Annotated in this window: 16 protein-coding genes; 15 read left to right on the top strand and 1 reads right to left on the bottom strand. The window is 73.3% G+C overall.

Annotated features, from left to right (window positions below; genetic code table 11):
- Positions 1–46: 46 nt before the first annotated feature.
- From AAEM63_RS15530 to AAEM63_RS15480, 11 genes are all read left to right on the top strand, one after another.
- A complete protein-coding gene (locus tag AAEM63_RS15530) occupies positions 47–1,441 on the top strand; it encodes an MmgE/PrpD family protein (protein WP_341359132.1) in 1,395 nt (464 codons plus the stop codon).
- Positions 1,438–2,421, top strand: a complete 984-nt coding sequence (locus tag AAEM63_RS15525) for a DUF1932 domain-containing protein (RefSeq protein ID WP_341359131.1) — start codon at positions 1,438–1,440, stop codon at positions 2,419–2,421. Before AAEM63_RS15530 ends, AAEM63_RS15525 begins: the two co-directional genes overlap by 4 nt.
- Entirely contained in the window at positions 2,414–3,433 is a 1,020-nt protein-coding gene (locus AAEM63_RS15520) for a tripartite tricarboxylate transporter substrate binding protein (RefSeq protein WP_341359130.1), read from the top strand. Before AAEM63_RS15525 ends, AAEM63_RS15520 begins: the two co-directional genes overlap by 8 nt.
- Positions 3,430–5,277 (top strand): thiamine pyrophosphate-dependent enzyme, encoded by a 1,848-nt coding sequence (locus AAEM63_RS15515; RefSeq protein WP_341359129.1) that lies wholly within the window; start codon positions 3,430–3,432, stop codon positions 5,275–5,277. The genes AAEM63_RS15520 and AAEM63_RS15515 overlap by 4 nt, the downstream gene beginning before the upstream one ends.
- Positions 5,274–5,756 carry a hypothetical protein gene (locus AAEM63_RS15510; RefSeq protein WP_341359128.1) on the top strand — a complete coding sequence of 161 codons (483 nt, stop codon included), beginning with the start codon at positions 5,274–5,276 and terminating at the stop codon, positions 5,754–5,756. The genes AAEM63_RS15515 and AAEM63_RS15510 overlap by 4 nt, the downstream gene beginning before the upstream one ends.
- A 63-nt stretch (positions 5,757–5,819) precedes the next feature.
- On the top strand, positions 5,820–6,752 hold the full coding sequence (locus tag AAEM63_RS15505) for a dihydrodipicolinate synthase family protein (RefSeq protein WP_341359127.1): 933 nt from the start codon (positions 5,820–5,822) through the stop codon (positions 6,750–6,752).
- Positions 6,745–7,218 carry a tripartite tricarboxylate transporter TctB family protein gene (locus AAEM63_RS15500; protein ID WP_341359126.1) on the top strand — a complete coding sequence of 158 codons (474 nt, stop codon included), beginning with the start codon at positions 6,745–6,747 and terminating at the stop codon, positions 7,216–7,218. Before AAEM63_RS15505 ends, AAEM63_RS15500 begins: the two co-directional genes overlap by 8 nt.
- A 9-nt stretch (positions 7,219–7,227) precedes the next feature.
- The gene (locus tag AAEM63_RS15495) at positions 7,228–8,904 is read left to right on the top strand and encodes a tripartite tricarboxylate transporter permease (RefSeq protein ID WP_341359125.1); all 1,677 of its coding nucleotides are present in this window, start codon (positions 7,228–7,230) and stop codon (positions 8,902–8,904) included.
- Positions 8,901–10,130, top strand: coding sequence for an Ldh family oxidoreductase (locus tag AAEM63_RS15490; RefSeq protein WP_341359124.1), 1,230 nt, complete (start codon positions 8,901–8,903; stop codon positions 10,128–10,130). The genes AAEM63_RS15495 and AAEM63_RS15490 overlap by 4 nt, the downstream gene beginning before the upstream one ends.
- Before the next feature lie 43 nt (positions 10,131–10,173).
- Complete coding sequence (locus AAEM63_RS15485) at positions 10,174–11,370, top strand: MFS transporter (RefSeq protein WP_341359123.1); 1,197 nt, start codon at positions 10,174–10,176, stop codon at positions 11,368–11,370.
- A gap of 84 nt (positions 11,371–11,454) precedes the next feature.
- Entirely contained in the window at positions 11,455–12,378 is a 924-nt protein-coding gene (locus AAEM63_RS15480; protein WP_341359122.1) for a LysR family transcriptional regulator, read from the top strand.
- On the opposite strand, the gene AAEM63_RS15475 is transcribed toward AAEM63_RS15480, so the two are convergent.
- A complete protein-coding gene (locus tag AAEM63_RS15475) occupies positions 12,353–13,402 on the bottom strand; it encodes a putative sulfate exporter family transporter (RefSeq protein ID WP_341359121.1) in 1,050 nt (349 codons plus the stop codon). The two genes, AAEM63_RS15480 and AAEM63_RS15475, sit on opposite strands and share 26 nt — an antisense overlap.
- 159 nt (positions 13,403–13,561) lie before the next feature.
- Between AAEM63_RS15475 and AAEM63_RS15470 the strand changes: the two genes are divergently transcribed.
- The 4 genes from AAEM63_RS15470 (at position 13,562) to AAEM63_RS15455 (ending at position 20,235) form a co-directional block, all read left to right on the top strand.
- Positions 13,562–14,038 carry a PPOX class F420-dependent oxidoreductase gene (locus tag AAEM63_RS15470; protein ID WP_341359120.1) on the top strand — a complete coding sequence of 159 codons (477 nt, stop codon included), beginning with the start codon at positions 13,562–13,564 and terminating at the stop codon, positions 14,036–14,038.
- A 375-nt stretch (positions 14,039–14,413) separates the two neighbouring features.
- Positions 14,414–17,731 carry an adenylate/guanylate cyclase domain-containing protein gene (locus AAEM63_RS15465; RefSeq protein WP_341359119.1) on the top strand — a complete coding sequence of 1,106 codons (3,318 nt, stop codon included), beginning with the start codon at positions 14,414–14,416 and terminating at the stop codon, positions 17,729–17,731.
- Entirely contained in the window at positions 17,728–18,528 is an 801-nt protein-coding gene (locus AAEM63_RS15460) for a maleylpyruvate isomerase family mycothiol-dependent enzyme (protein WP_341359118.1), read from the top strand. Before AAEM63_RS15465 ends, AAEM63_RS15460 begins: the two co-directional genes overlap by 4 nt.
- A gap of 69 nt (positions 18,529–18,597) precedes the next feature.
- A complete protein-coding gene (locus AAEM63_RS15455; protein WP_341359117.1) occupies positions 18,598–20,235 on the top strand; it encodes a protein kinase in 1,638 nt (545 codons plus the stop codon).
- Positions 20,236–20,299 lie beyond the last annotated feature (64 nt).

Below are 20,299 nucleotides of genomic sequence, written 5' to 3'. Positions count from 1 at the left end.
TACCGTCCGGAGCGCAGGTCCGAAACTCGACGGAGAGGGGGCGCCCGTGGTCGACACCGCGCAGGTTCAGCTCAACGGGTCGCTCGCCGGGGCGCTGGCTGCGGACCTCAGCGACATCAGGTTCGCCGACCTTTCCCAGCAGACGCAGGAGCGGGCGCGTCTGGTGCTGCTCGACACGGTCGGCGCCATGCTCGCGGGAGCGGCATACGGCCGGTCGGCGCACATCGTGCGGGACACCATGCGGGCGCTCGGTGAGAGCGGACCCGCAACGGTGGTCGGTGAGGGGCTGAAGATGTCCGCCCCGTCGGCCGCCCTGTGCAACGGGATCTCGGCCCACGCCCTCGACCTCGACGACTCTCACCGGTTCGCGGCGGGCTACCACCCGGGCGCAACGGTCATCCCCGCGGTCCTGGCAGTCGCGGAGCAGGAGCGGGCGGGGATCTCCGCGGTCCTCGAGGGCATCGTCGTGGGGTACGAGGTGGGTGGCCGCATCGGTCGGGCCATCAACCCTTCGCACCGCTACCGTGGCTTCCACAGCACCGGGACCGTGGGCGTCCTGGGGGCCGCCGCCGGGGCGGCCCGAATGCTCCGTCTCGGGCCGCACGAGACCGCGATGGCCCTTGCGGTGGCCGCCTCGATGGCCGGCGGGGTGTTCGCGTTCCTCAACGGGCTGCATCCCACCAAGCACCTCCACGCCGGGCACGCGGCACAGGCCGGGGTGCTCGCGGCGCTCCTGGCACGCAACGGCTTCACCGGACCCGAGGACGTCCTCGAAGGTCCGGAGGGCTTCTTCCGTGCCTACTCCGACGAGGTCCGACCGGAGGTGGTGACCGAAGGGCTCGGGGCGCGGACGGAGATTCTCTCGAACTACTTCAAGCCCTACACCGCCTGTGGACACGGCTTCACGGCGATCGAGGCCGCTCTCGACCTGCGGCGCAGAGGTGTCGAGGCGAGTCAGATCGTGGCGGTGGAGGTCGCGACGTACCGAGCCGCCTCGGTCCTGCGCAACGCAGAGCCGCAGACGTTCCAGGAGGGGCAGTTCTCGATCCCGTTCCTCGTCTCGCTGTGCCTGCACCATGGTGTGGTCTCGATCGACTCCGTTCGTTCCGGGCTGTCCGACACGTCGGTCCTCGCGCTCGCCGGCCGGACCCGCGTGACGGAGGAGCCGAGCTTCACCGACGCCTTTCCCGCACGACGTCCCACCGAGGTCGTTGTCCGACTCGCGGACGGGTCCTCCCTCAGTGCCGTCGCCGAGTCCGCCGCCGGGATGCCGGAGCGCCCGCTCACGTCCGAGCAGGTGACGCGCAAGTTCACCGACCTCGCCTCACCGCTGCTGACGAGCGGCGCGGCGGCGGAGATCGTCGAGACGGTCGGCTCGGACGCGACCTCGGTCGACGGCCTCCTCCGGCACCGTGTCACGACCCACGAGGTGATCGCATGACTCTGACCATCGGCTTTCTGGGGTTCGGCGAGGTGGGGTCGTCCTTCGCCCGCGGCCTGCGCGACGAGGGCGGCGACGTGCGGGTGCTCGCCTACGACGCCGCACCGCCCGGCTCGGACGCGGCACGGCTCGTCGCGTCACGCGCGCAGGACGTCGGCGTGCGCCTGGTCGGCTCCGCGGAGGAGATCGCGACGGCGAGCGACGCCGTGTTCTCGGCGGTACCGAGCTCGTTCGCGGTCGAGGCGGCCGCCTCGGTCAGGGAGCACCTCGGAGGAGGCGCCGCGTACTACGACCTGACAGCGTCGCACCCCCGGACCAAGGTCCACGTGGCCGACCTGCTCGGGCCCGTGCCCGTGGCGGACCTCGCCATCGTCGGACCGGTCCGAGTTCTCGCGCAACGGGTTCCGATCCTGGCGAGCGGCCGTTTCGCCGCCGGCCACCTCGAGGCGCTGGGCGCCGTCGGGATGGACATCGACGTCGTGTCCGACGAGGCCGGCGACGCCTCGGCCATCAAGCTGTGCCGCTCGGTGTTCACCAAGGGCATCGAGGCACTCCTGGTCGAGACGCTCATGGCGGCCGAGAGCCTCGGCGTCTCCGATACCGTCCTGACCTCCATCGAGAAGACCCTCGCCAGTCAGAGGTTCCCGGCGGCGGCGAACCGCTACGTCACCGGCAACGCCATCCACGCCGGTCGGCGGGTGCACGAGGTCGAGGACGTCATCGCGCTCCTCGAGGCCCAGGGCGTGGAGCCCCTCGCCACGAGGGGAACGCTCGAGCGGATGCGCAGGTCAGCCTCGAGCGGCGCCCGCGAGCACTTCGGCGGCATTCCGCCGGAGCGCTACGAGGCCGTCGTCAGCTTCTACGCCGACCACGAGCGGGCGCACGAGCACATCGACGACCCGGAGCAGACGACGACCAACCGAACGACTACCGAACGCGACCGAACGACAACCGAGACGAAGGAGTCCCGTCGTGCGTAACCCACTCCCGGCCCTGACCGCCATGGTGGCCACGCTCGCCCTGGCGGCGTGCGGATCCACAGCATCTGGAGGATCCAGCGGCTCTCCGGACGACGCCGATGCGACGGGGGAGGCGGCGGCCGACGACTTCCCCACCGAGCGCATCGAGTTCATCATCCCCTACGACGCGGGCGGCGGGTCGGATGTCACCGCCCGGCTCGTGGCGCGGATCATCGAGCCAGAGCTCGGAGTGACCGTGACGCCGACGAACCTGCCCGGCGGCTCGGGTGCGATCGGTCTCGCCAAGCTGCACGAGGCGGAGCCGGACGGGTACACGATGATGGTCATCACCTCCTCCCTGTCCGCGCTCAAGCCGATCGGCACCTCTGAGTTCGGGTCCGAGGACTTCGACACCGTCGCCACCATCCAGGCCGAGCCCTACGGCATCGCGGTCCCGGCCGACTCCCCGCACCAGACATTCGAAGACCTCGTTGCGGCCGGTGAGGAGAGCCCCCTCAACGTCGGGACCACCGCCGTCGGCGGCAACAACTTCCTGGCGGCCACGCTCGTGAACGACGCGGTCGGCAACGTCTTCAGCCTCGTGCCCTACGACGGCGGCGCCGCCGGCGCCGTCACGGACACCGCCGGCGGGACCCTGGACGCCACCTTCGCCTCACCCACCGAGCTCCGCGCCCAGCTCGACGCGGGCAACATCCGCGTGCTGGCCATCACGGCGGAGGAGCCGCTGGAGGAGGCCATGCCGGGGGTGCCGACCTTCACGGAGGCCGGGTACGACATCGTGTTCGAGACCGTCCGCGTCATCCTCGTCCCGAAGGGCACGCCGCCCGAGCGCATCGAGGTGCTGGAGAGCGCGATGAAGACGGCGGTGGAGGACCCCGAGTTCCAGGAGGCGATGGTCTCCGGTGGGTCGGCGCCGCGCTTCCTCGACTCGGAGGAGACGCGCGAGGCCGTGACGGAGCAGGACGAGGTCTACCTGAAGCTCCTCACCGACGCGGGACTGGTGGAGCAGTGACCGGCACGGCGACCTCGACCGGTCAGCGGTCGGAGGTCACGGGCCCGGGGGGCAGCCGGTTGCTGCTCAGCGGCAACCAGGCGGTGGCCCGCGGTGCCGCCGACGCCGGGGTCTCGTTCGTCTCCGCGTTCCCGGGGGGCCCCACCACCGGGCTCGTGTACGCACTGGCTGAGCTCTCGGCGCACGGCGGTCCGCAGGTGCAGTGGTCCCTCAACGAGAAGGTGGCGGTCGAGGCGGCCGCCGGTGCCGCCATGGGCGGCGTCAGGGCCATGGCGGTGATGAAGCACTTCGGCGCCAACAACGCCGCGGACATGATCTTCGCCGCCCCGCTGATGTTCATCCCCGGCCTCGTCATCGTGGTCGGCGACGACCCTCAGGGCCACACCTCTCACAGTGAGCAGGACACCAGGCCGTATCCCAAGGCTGCGGACATGCCCTGCTTGGAGGCATCCTCGCCGCAGGAGGCCTACGAGCTGATCGGCCACGCCTACGACCTCTCGGAGGAGCTCTCCGTCCCCGTCTATCTCAGGCTCGTGAAGTGGCTGAGCGACTGGGCGGGCCCGGTCACGCCGCGGAACGACCCGACGCCGGCGTCGGCGCCCGTCTGGGACTCCCACCACTACCAGTCCCGGCCCATCCTCGGCCAGCACCGCCGGCTCCACAGCACGCTCGCGCAGGTGCCGACGGTGACGTCGGCATGGGGCATGGACCGCGTGGAGGGGCCGGGGGGGGCGGCGGCTGTGGGCGTCATCGCGTCCGGCAACGCCTACCACTTCGTCCTGGAGGCGCTGGAGCGCCACGGGGCGTCCGCACAGGTGCCGGTGGCCAAGCTCTCGACCATCAACCCCCTTCCCGAAGGGGTGCTCGAGCCCTTCCTGGGGCGGTGCGAGCGCGTGCTCGTCGTCGAGGAGATCGAGCCCGTCGTCGAGGAGGGTGTTGCCGTCCTCGCTCATCGGGCGGGCCTGGCGACACAGGTCATGGGACGCGGCACCGGTGCGCTGCCACCCGTCGGCGAGCTCACCCCCACCATGGTGACCGACGCCGTCGGCGAGCTCGTGGGCGCCACGACCACGACGAGCGCCGGCGTGCACCTGGACCTCCCCGAGCGGCCGGCGGCGCCGGCGCCGGGGAACCCGCACCGCCCCACCTTCTTCGCCCTGCGCCGCTTCGCGCGACGGCACGAGAACGTCGTGTTCATGGGCGACGTCGGCGAGGCGGCGTCCATCGGACGGCCGTTCATGAAGGCCCACTCGGCGATGGGCGCTGGCATCGGGATGGCCGTCGGAGCCGCCCGCAGCGACCCCAGCGCGCTGGTGGTCACGGTGGTGGGCGACGGCACCCTGTACGGCTTCGCCCTCAACGGCGTCGCCGACGCCGTCTACAACCGGGCACGGCTGGTCCTCCTCGTGGTCGACAACGGGACCATGGAGTCCACGGGCGGGCAGCCGACACCCACGTCGACCGCCGGTCTGCGCGGTGACGAGGCGCCGCTGGACATCGAGGGGACCCTCCGCGCCATCGGCGTGCACCACCTCGTCAAGGTCGACTCGCGGGACATCACGGCCGTCGACGAGGCGCTCGAGGAGTGTGCGGCGGTCGACGGGGTCTCGGTGGTTCTCGCGGTGGGTCGCCCTGCGGAGGGCCTGGTCGAGAGGGTCGAGATCGACCCGCAGAAGGCCGAGACGTACCGCAAGCAGATCGAGGAGTTCGCCTGCCCCGCCCTCGGCTTCGCCGACGGCAGGGCACAGATCGACGGGAGGCTCTGCGTGAGAGTCGGGGACTGCAAGCAGATCGCGCCGGACGCCATCACCGTCTGGCCCGGCACCGAGAGGGAGCAGCGATGAGCGGCGCGACCGGCATCGTCGTCGCAGGTGTGGCGGGCCAGGCCGTGTACGCGCTGGCACGCGACCTCGCCGACGGCGCCCTGACGGACACGTCCAGCGCGAGCGTCTGCGGCAACCCCGACGCGCGGCCAGGCCGTGGCGTCGAGGCCCACGCCCGTCTGGGCGCCGACTCCTCGGCCGTCGTGCCTCTCGTGAAGCCCGGGGAGTGCCACCTCGTGGTCGGTCTCGAACCGCTGGAGGCGTTGCGCTGCGCGGTGAAGTACTTCACCCCGGGCATGGTGGTCATCTCCCTGACACAACGAGTCCTCCCGTCCACGGTGCTGCACCGCGGAGCGGACTACCCGTCCCTCGACGCCGCGGCGCAACAGCTCACGGCAGCCGGGGCCGAGGTGATCTGGGTCGAGGGCGGCCCCGACGCCGAGGTGGTCGCCGCGCTCCTCGCAGAAGCGCGGGCAGCGCTCTCGGCGGTACCCGCCTGACACCGAGCGCCGGCACGGCACGGCCCGGACGACCACATCGTGACAAGACAGAAGGAGAGCAGCATGCGTGAAGTGGGGAACAAGGAGTGGGACGCCTTCAGGTGGGAGCGTCCCGTGATCAGGGGGATCGGAGTCGTCGTCGCGACCCCGACGGACAACGACGGGAACGTGGTCGAGTCCGAGTACCGCAGACACCTGCAGTGGCTGATCGAGTCGGGCGTCGGATACGTGCAGCCGTCCGCGGCGACGGGCCAGGTGATGCAGACCAGTGACGACGAGTACGCGCGGCTGCTCGAGATCGCCGTGGAGGAGTGCGCCGGCACCGGGACGCTGGTCACCGCCTATCCCGGTCGGCCCGACACCGCCCACACCATCCGGCTCACGAAGCGTGCCCAGGAGATCGGCGCCGACGCGTACTTCCTCGTGCAGCCGCTGTTCACGCGGCCGGACGCGGCCGGGCTGTACGAGCACTACCGGCGCACCATCGAGGCGACGCCCGGTTTCGCCGCCGTGCTCTACAACAACCCGGACCGCACGTCGGTCGACCTGCCGCTCGACGTCATCGAGCGGCTCACCGACGAGTACCAGGACGTCGTCGGACTCAAGCAGGCCGACCCGGCGCTGCTCGTGGAGAGCTACCGGCGTCTGGGGCAGCGGATCCCGGTCTGGTCCCGCGGTGAGTTCGACCTGCTCACCGTCCTCGCGATGGGCGGACCGGGTTCCATCAGCTTCTCGGGCAACATCATCGCCCCGGAGCTCGTGAAGATCTACGAGACGTGGTCGGCCGGGGACGTGGCCGGCGCCCGGGAGCTGTTCTACCGGTGCCTGCCCGTCATCCAGGCCTGCCACTGGGCGCCCATCCCGGGCGCCATCAAGTACATGATGTCGCGGCGGGGTTGGAACGTCGGGGAGCCCCGGCTCCCGGTGATGCCGGCCGGCGACGCGGTGAAGCCTCGGCTGGATGCCGCTCTGAAGGCGGCTGGGGTCGATGGCTGACGTCGGGGCAGTCTCCGTGGGGGGCCGTGCACCCCTCACGGCCTACCTCGGTGAGGTGGCTGTCCTCCTGGGCCTCATGGTCGTCGCGACGGCGTTCATCGTGGAGGCGCCGACCGGGCGCTCCTACGCGCCTACCGACCTGGGGAGCGCCTTCTTCCCGCGGATGGTCGCCGGGATCATGATCGGCCTCTCCCTGGTCCGGCTCGTCGTCGTCGTGTGGGCGCGCCCGCACCCGGGAGAGCGCGACGCGGTCCACTGGCCGATGCTCGCGACCATGTGGGTGGCCATCGTCGCCTACCCCCTGCTGTGGGAGGTCGGCTTCGTCCCGCTCACAGTCGTCTTCGTGCTGGTGACGATGGCCGCGGCGGGGGTCCGCTCCTGGAAGACCCTCGCCCTCTCCGCCGCGATCTACACCGCCGGGGCCTTCTACGTCTTCGACAGGATCCTCAATGTTCCTCTGCCCTAGGGGGTCACGATGATCGACAACCTCCTCACCGCACTCAGCCAGGCCGCCCAGCCCGTCATCCTCCTGGCCATCGTCGTCGGGGTCGTCCTGGGCTACATCGTCGGGGCGCTACCAGGCCTGGGGCCCGCGGTCACCGTCGCGCTGCTCCTGCCGTTCACGTACGACATGTCGCCCCTGACGAGCCTCGCGATGCTCACCGCCCTGTACATGGCCGCACAGTACGCAGGGTCCATCACGGCCGTCCTCATGAACATCCCTGGCGAGGCGGGGGCCACCGCGACGACCTTCGACGGCTATCCGCTGACGAAGCAGGGCAAACCCCAGAAGGCGCTCGGGATGTCGATGGGCGCCTCCTTCTTCGGTGGTCTGGTGAGCACGGTGGGGCTGATGTTCGCCGCCATCCAGCTCGGCGAGATCGCCCTCCGCTTCGGCCCTCCGGAGTACTTCGCCCTCGCCGTCTTCGGCCTCACCGTGGCGGCGACGCTCGGCAGCGGGTCACAGCTCAAGGCACTCATCGCGGTGTGCGTGGGCCTGCTCGTCAGCACCATCGGGCTCGACGCACTCACCGGCTCCCCGCGCTACACCTACGTCACGGAGCTGTACGAGGGAATCACCCTGGTACCGGCGCTCATCGGGCTGTTCGCCATCTCCGAGGTCCTCGTCTCCGTGGAGCAGTCCCTGCAGGGAGTCAAGCCCGAGACGAAGCTCCGGGGTGGAATGCCCACGACGAAGGAGTACCGCTATGCGGCGCCCGCCATGGTCAGGGGTTCGATCATCGGCTTCCTCATCGGCGTGCTCCCCGGCGCCGGCGCCTCCGTCTCCTCGTTCGTCGCCTACAGCCAGGAGAAGCGCTCCTCCCGCCACCCGGAGACGTTCGGCAAGGGGGACCTGAGGGGTGTCGCGGCCCCCGAGGCGTCCAACAACGCCGCCGTCAGCGGCTCGCTGGTGCCGCTGCTGGCCCTCGGTATCCCCGGGTCCGCGACGGCGGCCATCCTCATCGGGGCCTTCCTCATCCACGGGCTCACCCCGGGGCCCCTGCTGTTCCAGAACGAGCCGGACCTCATCTACGGACTCTTCGGCGCGCTGTTCGTCGGCAACTTCGTCATGCTCGCCCTCGGGCTGGGCGGCGTGCGGCTGTGGGCTCGGGTGACCCTCATCTCCCCACGGGTCCTCATGCCTCTCGTCCTCGCCCTGAGCCTGGTGGCGGCGTACTCGGACTCGAACACCATCTTCGACGTGTGGGTCGCCATCGCGTTCGGTGTCGTCGGCTATGCGTTCCGGAGGTTCGACTTCCCGATCGCCCCGATCGTGCTGGCGATCGTCCTCGGCAAGCTGGTCGAGGGCTCGTTCCGCCGCTCGATGGTCATCTCCGGGGGGTCGCTGGACATCTTCCTCCAGCGCCCCCTCGCACTGGTGCTGCTCGCCCTCACCATCGTCACGGTCCTCTGGCCGCTCCTTGCCGGGATCATCCGCCGGCGGCGGATGCCCGGCCCGGACGGCGGCCGCTCGCGTCCCGACCCCGGGGACGTGCGTCCGGGCGGTGTGCCTCCCGGCGGTGCAGACGCTGGCGCCGACCGCCCGGTCGCGGTGGGCTCCGACGGCGGGGTCCCCCGCGCCAAGGTCCCGGACGCGGCGCAGCCGGTGCCGTTCGGGCCCGACGACGAGCGATCGGAACGCCGAACGTGAGTCACAGTGCGTGGCCCACCCGGCGGCTACGACGACACCTGGGGGTGGGCTACGCCTCGTCCGGCGCGGAGGACGACCTCTCCTCCGCCGATCCCGACAGCTGGGAGATCCCCGTGACAACGGAAACACCCGCAGCACACCGGTACGACGCCGGGGCGCTCGAGGCTTTCGCGGAGGAGGTCCTCGTGCGGGCGGGACTGTCCACCGAGGACGCCCGGACCGTCGCACCACTGATCGTCCGTGCGGATCTTCGGGGCATCGAGACCCACGGGCTCGTCCGCCTCCCGATGTACGCCGACCGCATCCGGTCGGGAGGCATCGATCCCGGCGCCTCCATGCAGTTCGTGCGGTCCTCCGGCGCAACCGCACTCCTCGACGCCGCCGGGGGGATGGGCCACCTGGCCGCCCACCGGGCGATGGAGCGTGCGCTCGAGCTCGCGGCGTCCGTCGGGGTCGGGGTGGTGGGCGTGCGGGGCAGCGGCCACTTCGGAGCGACGGACGCCTACGCGATGTACGCACCGCCTCGGGGCATGATCGGCATCGTCACGACGAACGCACCTCCGGCGCTCGCGCCCACCGGTGGGCTGACACCCCTCTTCGGCACGAACCCCTGGGCGATGGCCGTCCCTGCGGGACGTGAAGAGCCGATCGTCATGGACTTCGCCCTGACGGCGGTCGCTCGTGGACGGATCCGCAAAGCCCTCGACCTGGGACAGGCGATACCCACCACGTGGGCGCTCGACAAGGACGGGCATCCGACCGCCGATCCTGCTGCCGCGCTGGAGGGGCTCCTGCAGCCGATCGGCGGGCACAAGGGCTACGCGATGGCCCTCGCGGTCGACGTCCTCGCCGGTCTGCTCACCGGCGCGTCGTCGACCTCTGACCTGCAGCCCCCGCAGGACGCGGCGGCGCGACAGGACGTCGGCCACCTCTTCATCGCCATCGACGTCGCCCGGTTCTCGACGGTCGACACCTTCACATCTCGGGTCGACGGACTCGTCAGGCAGGTACGCGGCAGTGCCAGGGCAGAGGGTGTGGAGCGGATCTACCTCCCGGGGGAGATCGAGCACGAGCGAGAGATGGACGCCACTGCTCACGGCGTCCCCCTCTCCGCCCATGTCGTCCGAGCCCTGGCCGGAACCGCCGAGGCCTACGAGGTCGAGCTTCCGTCCCCGCTGGACCGGGCGGAGGGCCCGCGCGCCGACGAACCTGCCGGCCCCCGGTGAGCGTCCTCGGGCCGGTCCCGACGACCGACGGAGCGCTGTCGCAGTGACGCCGATCAGGCTGGGTCTTGTCGCGTTCGGGCTCATGACCTCCCAGGCGGCCCTGCACATCGTCCGGCCGATGACGTCCTACCGGCTGCTCGCCCTTGGTGAGGGAAGCACGAGCATCGGCATCGTCACAGCCGCGTTCGCGCTGGCCCCGCTGTTCCTTGCCCTGCCGCTGAGCAGGTTGGCCACCGGGCGGCGCACCGCGATCCTCGGCACGGTGGGCAGCGCGATCATGGTCGTCGGGGCGCTGGGGCTCGCCCTGATGGCGACCACCGTGCAGGCGGTTGTCGCGTCGGTCGTCCTCGGGGCCGGCCACATCGGGCTCATGCTCGCGCTGCAGATCCTCATCACGCAGGAGTCGCCGGACGAGAGCTACGACCGCAACTTCGGGATCTTCACGGCCGGAGCCTCACTCGGGCAGCTGCTGGGCCCGATCGCCGGTACGGCTGTGCTCACCGCGGCGGGCGATGCGAGGGCGGGGACGAGCACCGCGATGTTCATCGCCGCCGCCGCCTGCCTGGTCACGGCGTTCTCCAGCCTCGCCCTGGTTCGGGGCGGTCCGAGGACGGAGGTCTCCAGGTCCGGCACGGACGGGCTCGGACGCGGCGCGCGCGACGTGCTCCGTCACCGCGGGGCGACCTCCGCGATCTACGTCGGTCTCATCGTCCTGGCGGGGATCGACATCCTGACCGCCTACCTGCCGGTGCTGGGGGAGGAGACCTCGATCCCGCCCCTCGTGGTCGGCATGCTCCTGTCCGTGCGCGCCGCGGCCTCCATCGCGTCCCGACTGCTCATCGGGCGCCTGGTGGCCTGGACCTCGAGAGCGCTCGTCCTGATCGTCTCGACGGCGGTCGCCGCGCTCGTCATGGGGGTTCTGCCGCTCATGACCGAGACGGCGCTGCTGGTCATCCTGATGACCGTGCTGGGCCTCACGCTCGGTTTCGGGCAGCCGCTGACCATGTCGTGGCTGGCCCTCCTCGTCCCGCAGACGCTCCGCGGTCGGGCGCTCGCCGTCCGGCTCGTGGGAAACCGGCTGGGGCAGGTGCTGGCTCCCACCGCAGCGGCCGGCGTGTCCGGCGTCGTCGGGTCCCGCGCCGTGTTCTGGATGCTCTCCCTCCTCCTTGCGACCGCCACCGTCGTGACCACGGTCTCCCGCCGCGGGGACCCCCCGGTGGCTGAAGAGGCGACGCCGTGAGCGGTCCCGGTGAGCCGTCCATGAGCACGACGGCGCACGGCCCCGTGTCCTGGCCCTCGTCCGTCCGCGACCGGTGAGCACGGCATGTCGCGCACATCGTTGACCTCCCTGGAGCTTCTTCTCGCCGTCGAGACGCACGGGAGCATCGGCGGCGCGGCGCGGGCGCTAGGACTGGCACAGCCCACGGTCTCTGCCGGACTGCGAGGACTCGAGCGCAGTCTCGGGGTGCAGCTGGTCCGCCGAACCGCCCGGGGCTCCACGCTCACCGAGGCCGGTGTCAGGGCCGCGGAGCTCGCCCGTGACGTGCTGGCGGCATCGGACAGGTTCGAGCAGTCGATGGCCGGTGCCTCGGGCCGGGGGAGCGGTCGGCTGGTGGTCGCGGCGTCGATGACGGTGGCCGAGAACCTCATGCCGAGCTGGCTCGCGCGCTGGCAGCGGGAGCTGACGAACCGTCGTGTGCAACGCCCGAGCGTCGAGCTGCTGGTGCGCAACTCGGTGGGGGTCATGCGGGCGGTGCTCGACCGTGACGCCGAGATCGGTTACATCGAGGGCGGTGACGTGCTGCCCGGCCTGACGGCCGTCACGGTCGGCGTGGACGAGCTCGTCGCCGTCGTCGGCCCGACCCACCCGTGGGCCGACGGCCAGGTTGCCGCCGCTCCGGACCAGCTCGCCACCGCGGGGCTGGTCCTGCGCGAGAAGGGGTCTGGTACGCGTGAGGTGCTCGAACGGGCCCTCGCTGCCGTCGGGGCCGTGCTGCCGCACGACCTGCCGCAGCTCGGGTCGACATCGGCGATCAAGTCCGCTCTGGCGGAGGGAGACTCCGTCGGCGTGATCTCGATGCGGGCCGTGAGCGGTGAGCTGCGGCTCGGCACGCTGGTTCGGGTTCCCCTCGTCGGACTGGACCTGCGCCGCGAGTTCCGCGCCGTCCGACGGGCGCGGGACGACCTCGGCGCGGCCGCGCGCGAGCTGCTCGCGGTCTCGGTCAGGTCAGAAGGTGGATCCCGGTGAGGCTCACTGTCGCCGCGATGGCCGTGGAGGCGGCACCGAGTGCCACGGCTCGAGCCCCGGTCGCACGCAGGGTGGCGAGGTGGACCCCCGTCCCGAGGCCGAACATGGCGGCGGTGAGCAGAGCGGTCGTCGCGAGCTTCGCTGGCTCCAGCACCTGATCGGGGACGACGTCGACGCTTCGCACGACCACCATGGCGAGGAAGCCCAGGACGAAGAGGGGCACCAGCGGGGGCCGGGCGGCGCCGTCCTGGCCACTCAGCCCGGCTCGTGTCGCCCGTCGCCGCTCGGTCGCCCCCACGATCGCGACCATCGGGGCCAGGAGGACCACCCGTGCCAGCTTCACCACGACGGCGACGGTCAGGGCCGCCGTCGAGACGGCGGCGGCCGCGGCCACCACCTGTGCGACCTCGTGCACCGACGAGCCGATCCACACGCCCATCTGCCGGTCGTCGAGGCCGGCCACTCCTTGCAGCAACGGCATGACGAAGATGGCGAGGGAGCCGAAGAGCGTCACCATGGCGATCGACGTCGCGACGTCGTCCTCGGTGGTCTCGTCCTCCTGCACGACCGAGCTCATGGCGGCGATCGCCGACGCGCCGCAGATGGAGAAGCCGGTCGCGACGAGGAGCGACGTCGTCCTGCTCACGCCCAGGCGTGCGCCCACCCACCGCGTCGCCAGGAACGTGACCGCCACCGTGGCGACGATGGTGGCGAGCTCTCCCACCTCCAAGGAGAGAACCTCACCGAGAGAGAGCTGCAGACCCAGGAGCACCACGCCGGCGCGAAGCAGGCGCTTCGTCGACCACTGCGTGCCCGGCCGGGCGACGGCGGGGAGCAGGCCGGCGTTACGAGCGACGATGCCCAGGACGATGGCGAGGATCAGCGGGGAGACGATCGGCACGAGACTCGAGACCATGAGACTCATCGCCGCGACGGCCGCCACGAGGGCCAGGCCCGGCAGGTTGCGCCGCGCGACAGCGCGCCTTGTCGTCACGTCGGGACGGGTGGCTTGATCCGGGGTCATCCCTCCACCCTGCCCGTTCGCGACCTCCCGTAGTAGGCCGATCTCGCGATGGAGCCATAGCCCGAGACTATGGCCACACCAGGTCGGACCGGCGCGAGCGGTCCAGTGGTGCCCTTCCGACGAGGTCGCCGCGGAGCCGATCCGGCCTAGGATCGGGTCATGGCCAGAACGATCGCGACGACGCAGAAGGTGGACCTCGCCGGGCTCCTGGACTTCGTGCGTCCGCGGCACCACATGCTCCTGGTCACCCTGCGCAAGGACGGCCGGCCCCAGGTCTCCCCGGTCGCGGGCGGCGTGGACGGCGAGGGCCGCATCGTCATCTCCACCTACCCGGCGCGCGCGAAGGCCGTGAACCTCCAGCGGGACCCGCGGGCCTCGGTCTGCGTGCTCTCCGACACGTGGGACGGCCCCTACGTCCAGCTCGACGGCGACGCCGAGGTGCTCCACACGCCCGACGCCGTCGAGGGGCTCGTCGACTACTACCGCTGCATCGCCGGCGAGCACCCGGACTGGGCGGAGTACCGCGCGGCGATGGTGCTCCAGGGCAAGTCGCTCATCCGGATCACCCCCACGCGGTGGGGTCCGGTCGCGACGGGTGGGTTCCCGCCCGACGTCGCGGCGCGCCTCGACGCCTGACCCATCGGGCCCGCTGTCGGCGGTGGTTGCTGAGGCTTCGGCGGTGATCTCGGAGCACGGGGGTACCGTTTTTGAGCGCTGACGGCGGATCGAACATCCGGTTCGCTCCCTCCGCCACTATGCTCGATCGCCCCACAGGGCCGAAACACAACCCTCCCGCGGCCCGGAGAGTCAGCCCTCCCGCGGCCGGGACGGTCGCCCCTTCCGTGGCCGGGACGGTCGCCCCTATCGCGGCCCGGACCGCCGTCCCTGCCGCCCCGGACACACCTCCCTGCCGGCGTCGCGGATCCGACGGCAGGCCCCCGGCGCCCACGGTCCGGACAGCCGCCGAAAAGCCTCCGTGAGGGCGCCCGGCGGCGACTATCTTCAGCCTCGATGGAGCGGATCGAGCGTCGTGTCGTCAGCGTGGTGTTCGCAGACCTCGTTGGCTTCACCGGGCTGTCCGAGAACCTCGACCCCGAGGACGTCGCCCGCGTCCAGGAGGACTACTTCGCGCGCGCGGCCGAGGTCATCGACGCCCACGGCGGGCGCACCGAGAAGTTCATCGGCGATGCCGTCATGGCCACCTTCGGCGTCCAGTCCGCCACCGACGACGACGCCGTGGCGGCCGTCCGCGCCGCCACCGGGCTGGTCGAGGCGGTCCGGTCGCTCGCGAGCGACGCCCTCGGTCCGCTCGACCTACGGGTGGGCGTCAACACCGGCGAGGTCGCGGTCTCCCGGGCGGGCTCGCAGTGGCGGGTGACCGGCGACGTCGTCAACACCGCCGCCCGGCTCCAGGTCGCGGCCGAACCCGGTGAGGTGCTCCTCGGGGCGGAGACGGCGTTCGGGGTGGCCCACGCCTACGCGGTCGAGCCGGCGGGGGAGCGGGTCCTGCGCGGCCGGACCGCACCGGTGCGGGTCTTCCGGCCGGGGGCGCCCCGGCCGGTCCCGCGCGGCCTGGCGCCGCACGGGCTCCGGGCCCCCACGGTCGGCCGGGAGGAGCAGCTCGCCGGCCTGATGGAGCGGCTGGCCGCTGCCGGCGAGGCGAGCACGGGCATCGTCGTCTCGGCCCCGCCCGGTGTCGGCAAGAGCCGGCTGGTTGAGGAGCTCGCGGTCCGCGCCCGGGCCGCCGGTCACCCGGTGCTGGAGGCACGGCTGCGACGCGATGGCGACGGGTACGGGGCGGTCGCCACACTGCTCCGCGCAGCTCTGGCCGGATCCGGCGCACCGGTGGACGACCCGGGCGCCGTCGTCGCCCGACGTCTCGAGGAGGTCGGCTTCGCGCCGGCCCACGCCCGCACCGTGGCCACCCACGTCGCCGACCTGCTGGACGGGCGGGCACTGGCGGCCGAGCAGGCCGACCTGTTCGCGTCCTGGTCCGCGGCGCTCGCCGCCCTGGCCCGGACCGGCGCGCCCGACCCGCAGGCCGGACCGGCGCCGCTGTGGCTGGTCGAGGACGCCCACCTGGCCGGCCCCGACCTGCGCGCGTTCCTCGCCCACCTCCTCGGCCACGTCCGCGGGATGGTCGTGCTGACCTCGCGGCCCTACCCGGTGATCATCGGTGACCCCGTGCTCGGCCTGCTGCCCGTGCTCCACCTGCCGCCGCTGCCCGCCGCGGCGACGTCGGCGATGGTCGAGGCGCTCGTCGGGCGGGGCACGGTGCCCGCGCGGTACCGGGAGGGGATCCTCGCGGCGTCCGGCGGCAACCCGCTCTTCGTCGAGGAGCTGCTGCGCTCGTGGATGCTCGCCGGGGTCCTGCGGCCCGACGAGCCCGGGTGGCGCTTCACCGCCGGCCCGCAGGAGCCGGTGCTGCCGACCACCGTCCAGGCGATCTACCAGGCGCAGCTGGACCGGCTCGCCGAGGGCCCACGCGCCGTCGTCGAGGGTGGGTCGGTGCCGGGCACGACCTTCCCGGCGGGTGCGCTGTCGGTGCTCGGGATCGACGACGACGCGACCCCGGCCCTGCACCGCCTCACCGTGGTGGGGCTGCTGCACGGCCCGCACGACGGCCCGGCCGGCGGCGCCTCGTACACCTACCGCCACGCCCTGCTGCGCGACACCGCCTACGCCTCGCTCTCGCGCCGGCGCCGGGCGGGGCTCCACGCGCGCTTCGCCCGCTGGGTGGGCGAGCACGGCTCCGGCGAGCTCGTCGGCATCCACCTGGCCCTGGCCCTGGCAGCCCTGCCCGCCACCGCGACCGACCTCGAGGGGCGGCCGGTCGCCGAGGTGGCGGCGGAGGCGGCCGGTCTCCTCGAGCGCGCGGCGGGGGACCACCTCGTCAGCTCACCGCAGCGCGCGGCGGAGCTCCTCGGCCGCGCCCTGGCCGTCGACGCCGCCGCGACGCCAGCGAACCGGCTGCGCCGCACCCTCGCCCACGCCGAGGCTCTGCGCCGCTCGGGCCGGCTCGAGGAGGCGCTGCGAGGGTTCCGCGACGCCGGTGCGCTGGCGCGTGCCGACGAGGGTGTGCCGGTGCGTGCCGATGAGGTTCGCGCCGACGGCGCCGCGCTCGTCGAGGCCGCGCTCGGCTACGAGAACGCCCTCTTCGCCAGCCGGCTGCCCCGAGCCGCGTGGGGGGAGGAGTCGCTCACGCTCCTACGGGCGGCGCTCGACGCGCTGACCGCGGACGCGCCGGCCGTCGACCCGCCGGCCGCCGACCCGCCGGCCGCTTCAGACGGCGAATCGACGCCGCGCGCGGACACCGCCGTCGACCCCCGCGTGCGGGTCCTGGCCGCCCTCGGGCGGGCGCTGGTGTACTCGGGACGTCGCGAGGAGGGTGTCGCGGCCGGCACCGAGGCCGTGCGCCTCGCGGAGGCCGGCGACGAGCCGCGCGCCGTCGCCGAGGCCCATCTCGCGCTGCGCGCGGGACAGGACTCCCCGGCGGATCTGCCCGCCCGACTGGCGGGCATCCGCCGCGCCGTCGAGGCCGCGGAGCGCACGGGCGACGACGAGCTGCGTCTCGAGGCGGCCCGGCTCGAGCTGGTCGACCAGCTCGAGGCCGGTGACGTCATGGCCGCGGACCGCGCCCAGGCCCGGGCCACCGACCTCGCGGGGGAGCTCGGGCGGCCGCTCTACCTGTGGTACCCGGCGATGTGGCGGTCGATGCGCGCCCTCCTCGCGGGCGACCACGCCGGTGCGCCGGCGCTCGTGGAGGCGTTCGCCGACCAGGGAGCGCGCTCGCACTACCGGGACACCGCGCTCGTGCGCAGCATCCAGCTCCTCGAGCTCGGCCGGATGACCGGTGACGTCGCGGCGGACCTGGCGGCCGAGATCGGCCGGTACGCCGACGCCGACCTGGACCGGTGGGTCTTCGCCCGCGCTCTCGTCCAGCTCCTCGGCGGCGACCCCGACGGCGCTCGCGACGGCTTCGAGCACTACGCCCGGCGGGACTTCGCGAACGTCTCCACCGACCTCAGCCGCAGCACGACGCTGGCCTACCTCGCCGAGGTCGGTGCCGCCGTCGGCGCCCCAGAGCAGTGCGCGGCGCTCGCCCGCGAGCTCGCGCCGTGGGCGGGCCACCTGGTCGTCCTCGGCTCCGGGGCGCTGTGCCTGGGCGCCGCGGACCACTTCCTCGGCCTCGCCCTGCGCGGCGCCGGGGAGACGGTCGGGGCGGAGGCGCACCTGCGCGCCGCCGCCCGGCTCAACGACGCCCTGGGCGCGCGGGCCCTCGCCGCACGCTCGAGGGCGCAGCTCACGGGGAAGGAACCAGGCACATGAGCACCACCGGGCACGTCGGGCGGGACTGGGCGGCCTTCATCGATCTCCTCGACGCCGCCGGCCCGGGCGTGTGGTCGATCGCCACCCGCCTCGACGGCTGGGACGTGGCCGGCCTGGCCCGCCACGCCCACTGGGGGATGACCCTGGAGGCCGAGGCCCTCGAGCTCGCCGCCGCCAACATGGCCGCCGCGAGAGCCGCCAGCTCCGCCGACGCCGCCGGTACCCCGGCCGTCGACCACCACGACCCGGACCAGCGCGCCCGCGGCATCCAGCACGACGGACCCGTCGAGACCCTCGTGCCGGCCCTCCGCGCGGCCCGGGACCGGCTCCTCGCCGCGCTCGCCGCCGCCCCGACCGACCCCGGCGCGGTCGCCCCGATGCCCTACGGCGACCTGCCGATGGCGCTCGCGCTGCACATCTTCGTCATGGAGGCCGCGATGCACCGCAGCGACCTCGCGCACGCGCTCGGCGACGACGACCGGCTCCACCCCGGCACCCACGCCGCCGCCGCCGGCGTGCTGCAGACCCTCTGGGGCACGCTCGCCGCGGCCGCGCTGACCGCCCCGCCCGCGGGGACCGGGTTCGAGCTGCGCGGCGAGGCCGTCGTCGTCGCTGCCGAGTACACCCGGGACGGCTGGGCCGAGCCGACCCGGGCGCCCGCCGTCGTCATCGGCGGCGACGACGACGCCGTGCTCCTGGCCGCCTACGGACGCCTGCCCCTGACCTCGCCGCGCCTGCGCCTGCAGGGCGACCGTGAGCTGGCGCTGCGGCTCAAGGAGTTCCTCCCCGGGCCCTGACCGGTCCCCGGCCCCCTGAGCGGGAGGCCCGGCTCGCCCGCGCCAGGTGCGTCGGTGATGATGGAGGTCATGACTGTCCTCCTCGCCGGCCGCTACCGGCTCGAGCGGTCCATCGGCCGGGGCGGCATGGCGGAGGTCCACCAGGCCCACGACACCGTGCTCGGGCGCACGGTCGCGGTCAAGACGGTCGACCTCGCCGCCGCCCACGACCCCACCCTCGGCGAGCGCCTGCGGCGCGAGGCCCGCGCCACCGCCGCCCTGGCCCACCCGGGGATCGTCACGGTCTACGACACCGGCGTCGACGGTGACACCGCCTACATCGTCATGGAGCTCCTCCCGGGCCGTGACCTCGCCGCGGTGCTGCGCGAGGGCCCCCTGCCCGTGCCCGAGGCCCTGCGGGTGGGGGAGAAGGTGGCCGGCGCGCTCGCGGCCGCCCACGCCGCCGGGATCGTCCACCGCGACGTCAAGCCCGGCAACGTCATCGTCGACGGCGAGAGCGTCACGGTGGTCGACCTGGGCATTGCCGCCGTGGAGCAGGAGGCCGGCGCCGGGCTCACCGCCACGGGCACGACCATCGGCACCGCCGAGTACATGGCGCCCGAGCAGGCCAACGGCGGCACGGTCTCCGCCGCCACCGACATGTACGCGTTCGGCTGCCTCCTCGTCGCGATGGTCACCGGCCGGCCGCCGTTCTCCGGCGGGCACCCCGTCGAGGTCCTGCGCCGCCACCTCGACGAGGTGCCGCCGCGCCTGAGGTCGCTGAACCCGGAGGTGCCCGCCGAGGCCGACGCGCTCGTCACCGCGCTGCTCGCGAAGGACCCCGCGGTCCGGCCGGGGGCGGCCGACGCGGCACGGTCGCTCGCCGCGGCCCGCTCCGGCGGTCCGGCCGGTGTCACGGCTGCCGGGGCGCCGACCGCTCCCACCACGGTGCTGTCGGCTGGAACGACCCGGGCCATGCCCACCGCCGCAGCCGCGGCTGCCGGGGGATCGGCGCTCGCGGGCGGGGCGTTGGCGGCCGAGGCGGCTCGGGAGGCCGCCGGCGTGCCCACCGCGGACGCCGGCCCCCCGACCGGCTCCGCCAGGTGGTCCGGCGCCGCGAGCGCACCGCCGCCGCGCCGTCCCGACGAGCGTCGCTGGGTCGGCCCGGCCGCCGTCGTCGCGGCCGTGCTGCTGCTCCTGGCCGTCGTCGGCTGGGCGCTGCGGTCGCAGACCGGGCCGGACCCGGCGGCGGACGCCCGGCCCACGGTCCAGGAGCAGACCACCGAGGATCCCGGCGCCGAGCCCACCGAGGCGCCCCCCACCGAGGCACCCGCCACCCAGGCGCCGGCAACCGAGCCACCGGCCACCGAGGCGCCGCCCTCGGCCACCCCACCGGCCGACACGGACCCGGTCACCGCACTCATCGTCGCCCTCCCCGCGGAGGCGGACGTCCGCGAGACCCTGCTCGAGGACTGGCAGGAGGTGCTCGCGGCGCGGGAGAAGGACCAGGAGCAGAAGGTCGCCGACAAGGCCCAGGACCTCCTCACCCGGGCCGACGAGCTCGCCGACGAGGGCCGCCTCGACCCCGCGGACCGCGACGAGCTCGCCGCACAGGTCGAGGCCGTCCTCGGCGCCGGTGTGCTGGAGCAGGACAGCTCCGGCCGGGGCAACGACGGCGGCAAGGACGAGAACGGCGGCGGGAACGACGAGAACGACGGCGACGACTGAGCGTGTGGCCGATCTCTCACCCCCGCTGACCTGCCACGAAGGATGAACGCCCCCGTACCGGATG

The organism is Georgenia sp. M64 (genome assembly GCF_038049925.1).
GTDB lineage: Bacteria > Actinomycetota > Actinomycetes > Actinomycetales > Actinomycetaceae > Georgenia.
Note: the sequence above shows the minus strand (reverse complement) of the source record. Positions and strands in the feature narration are given on the sequence as shown.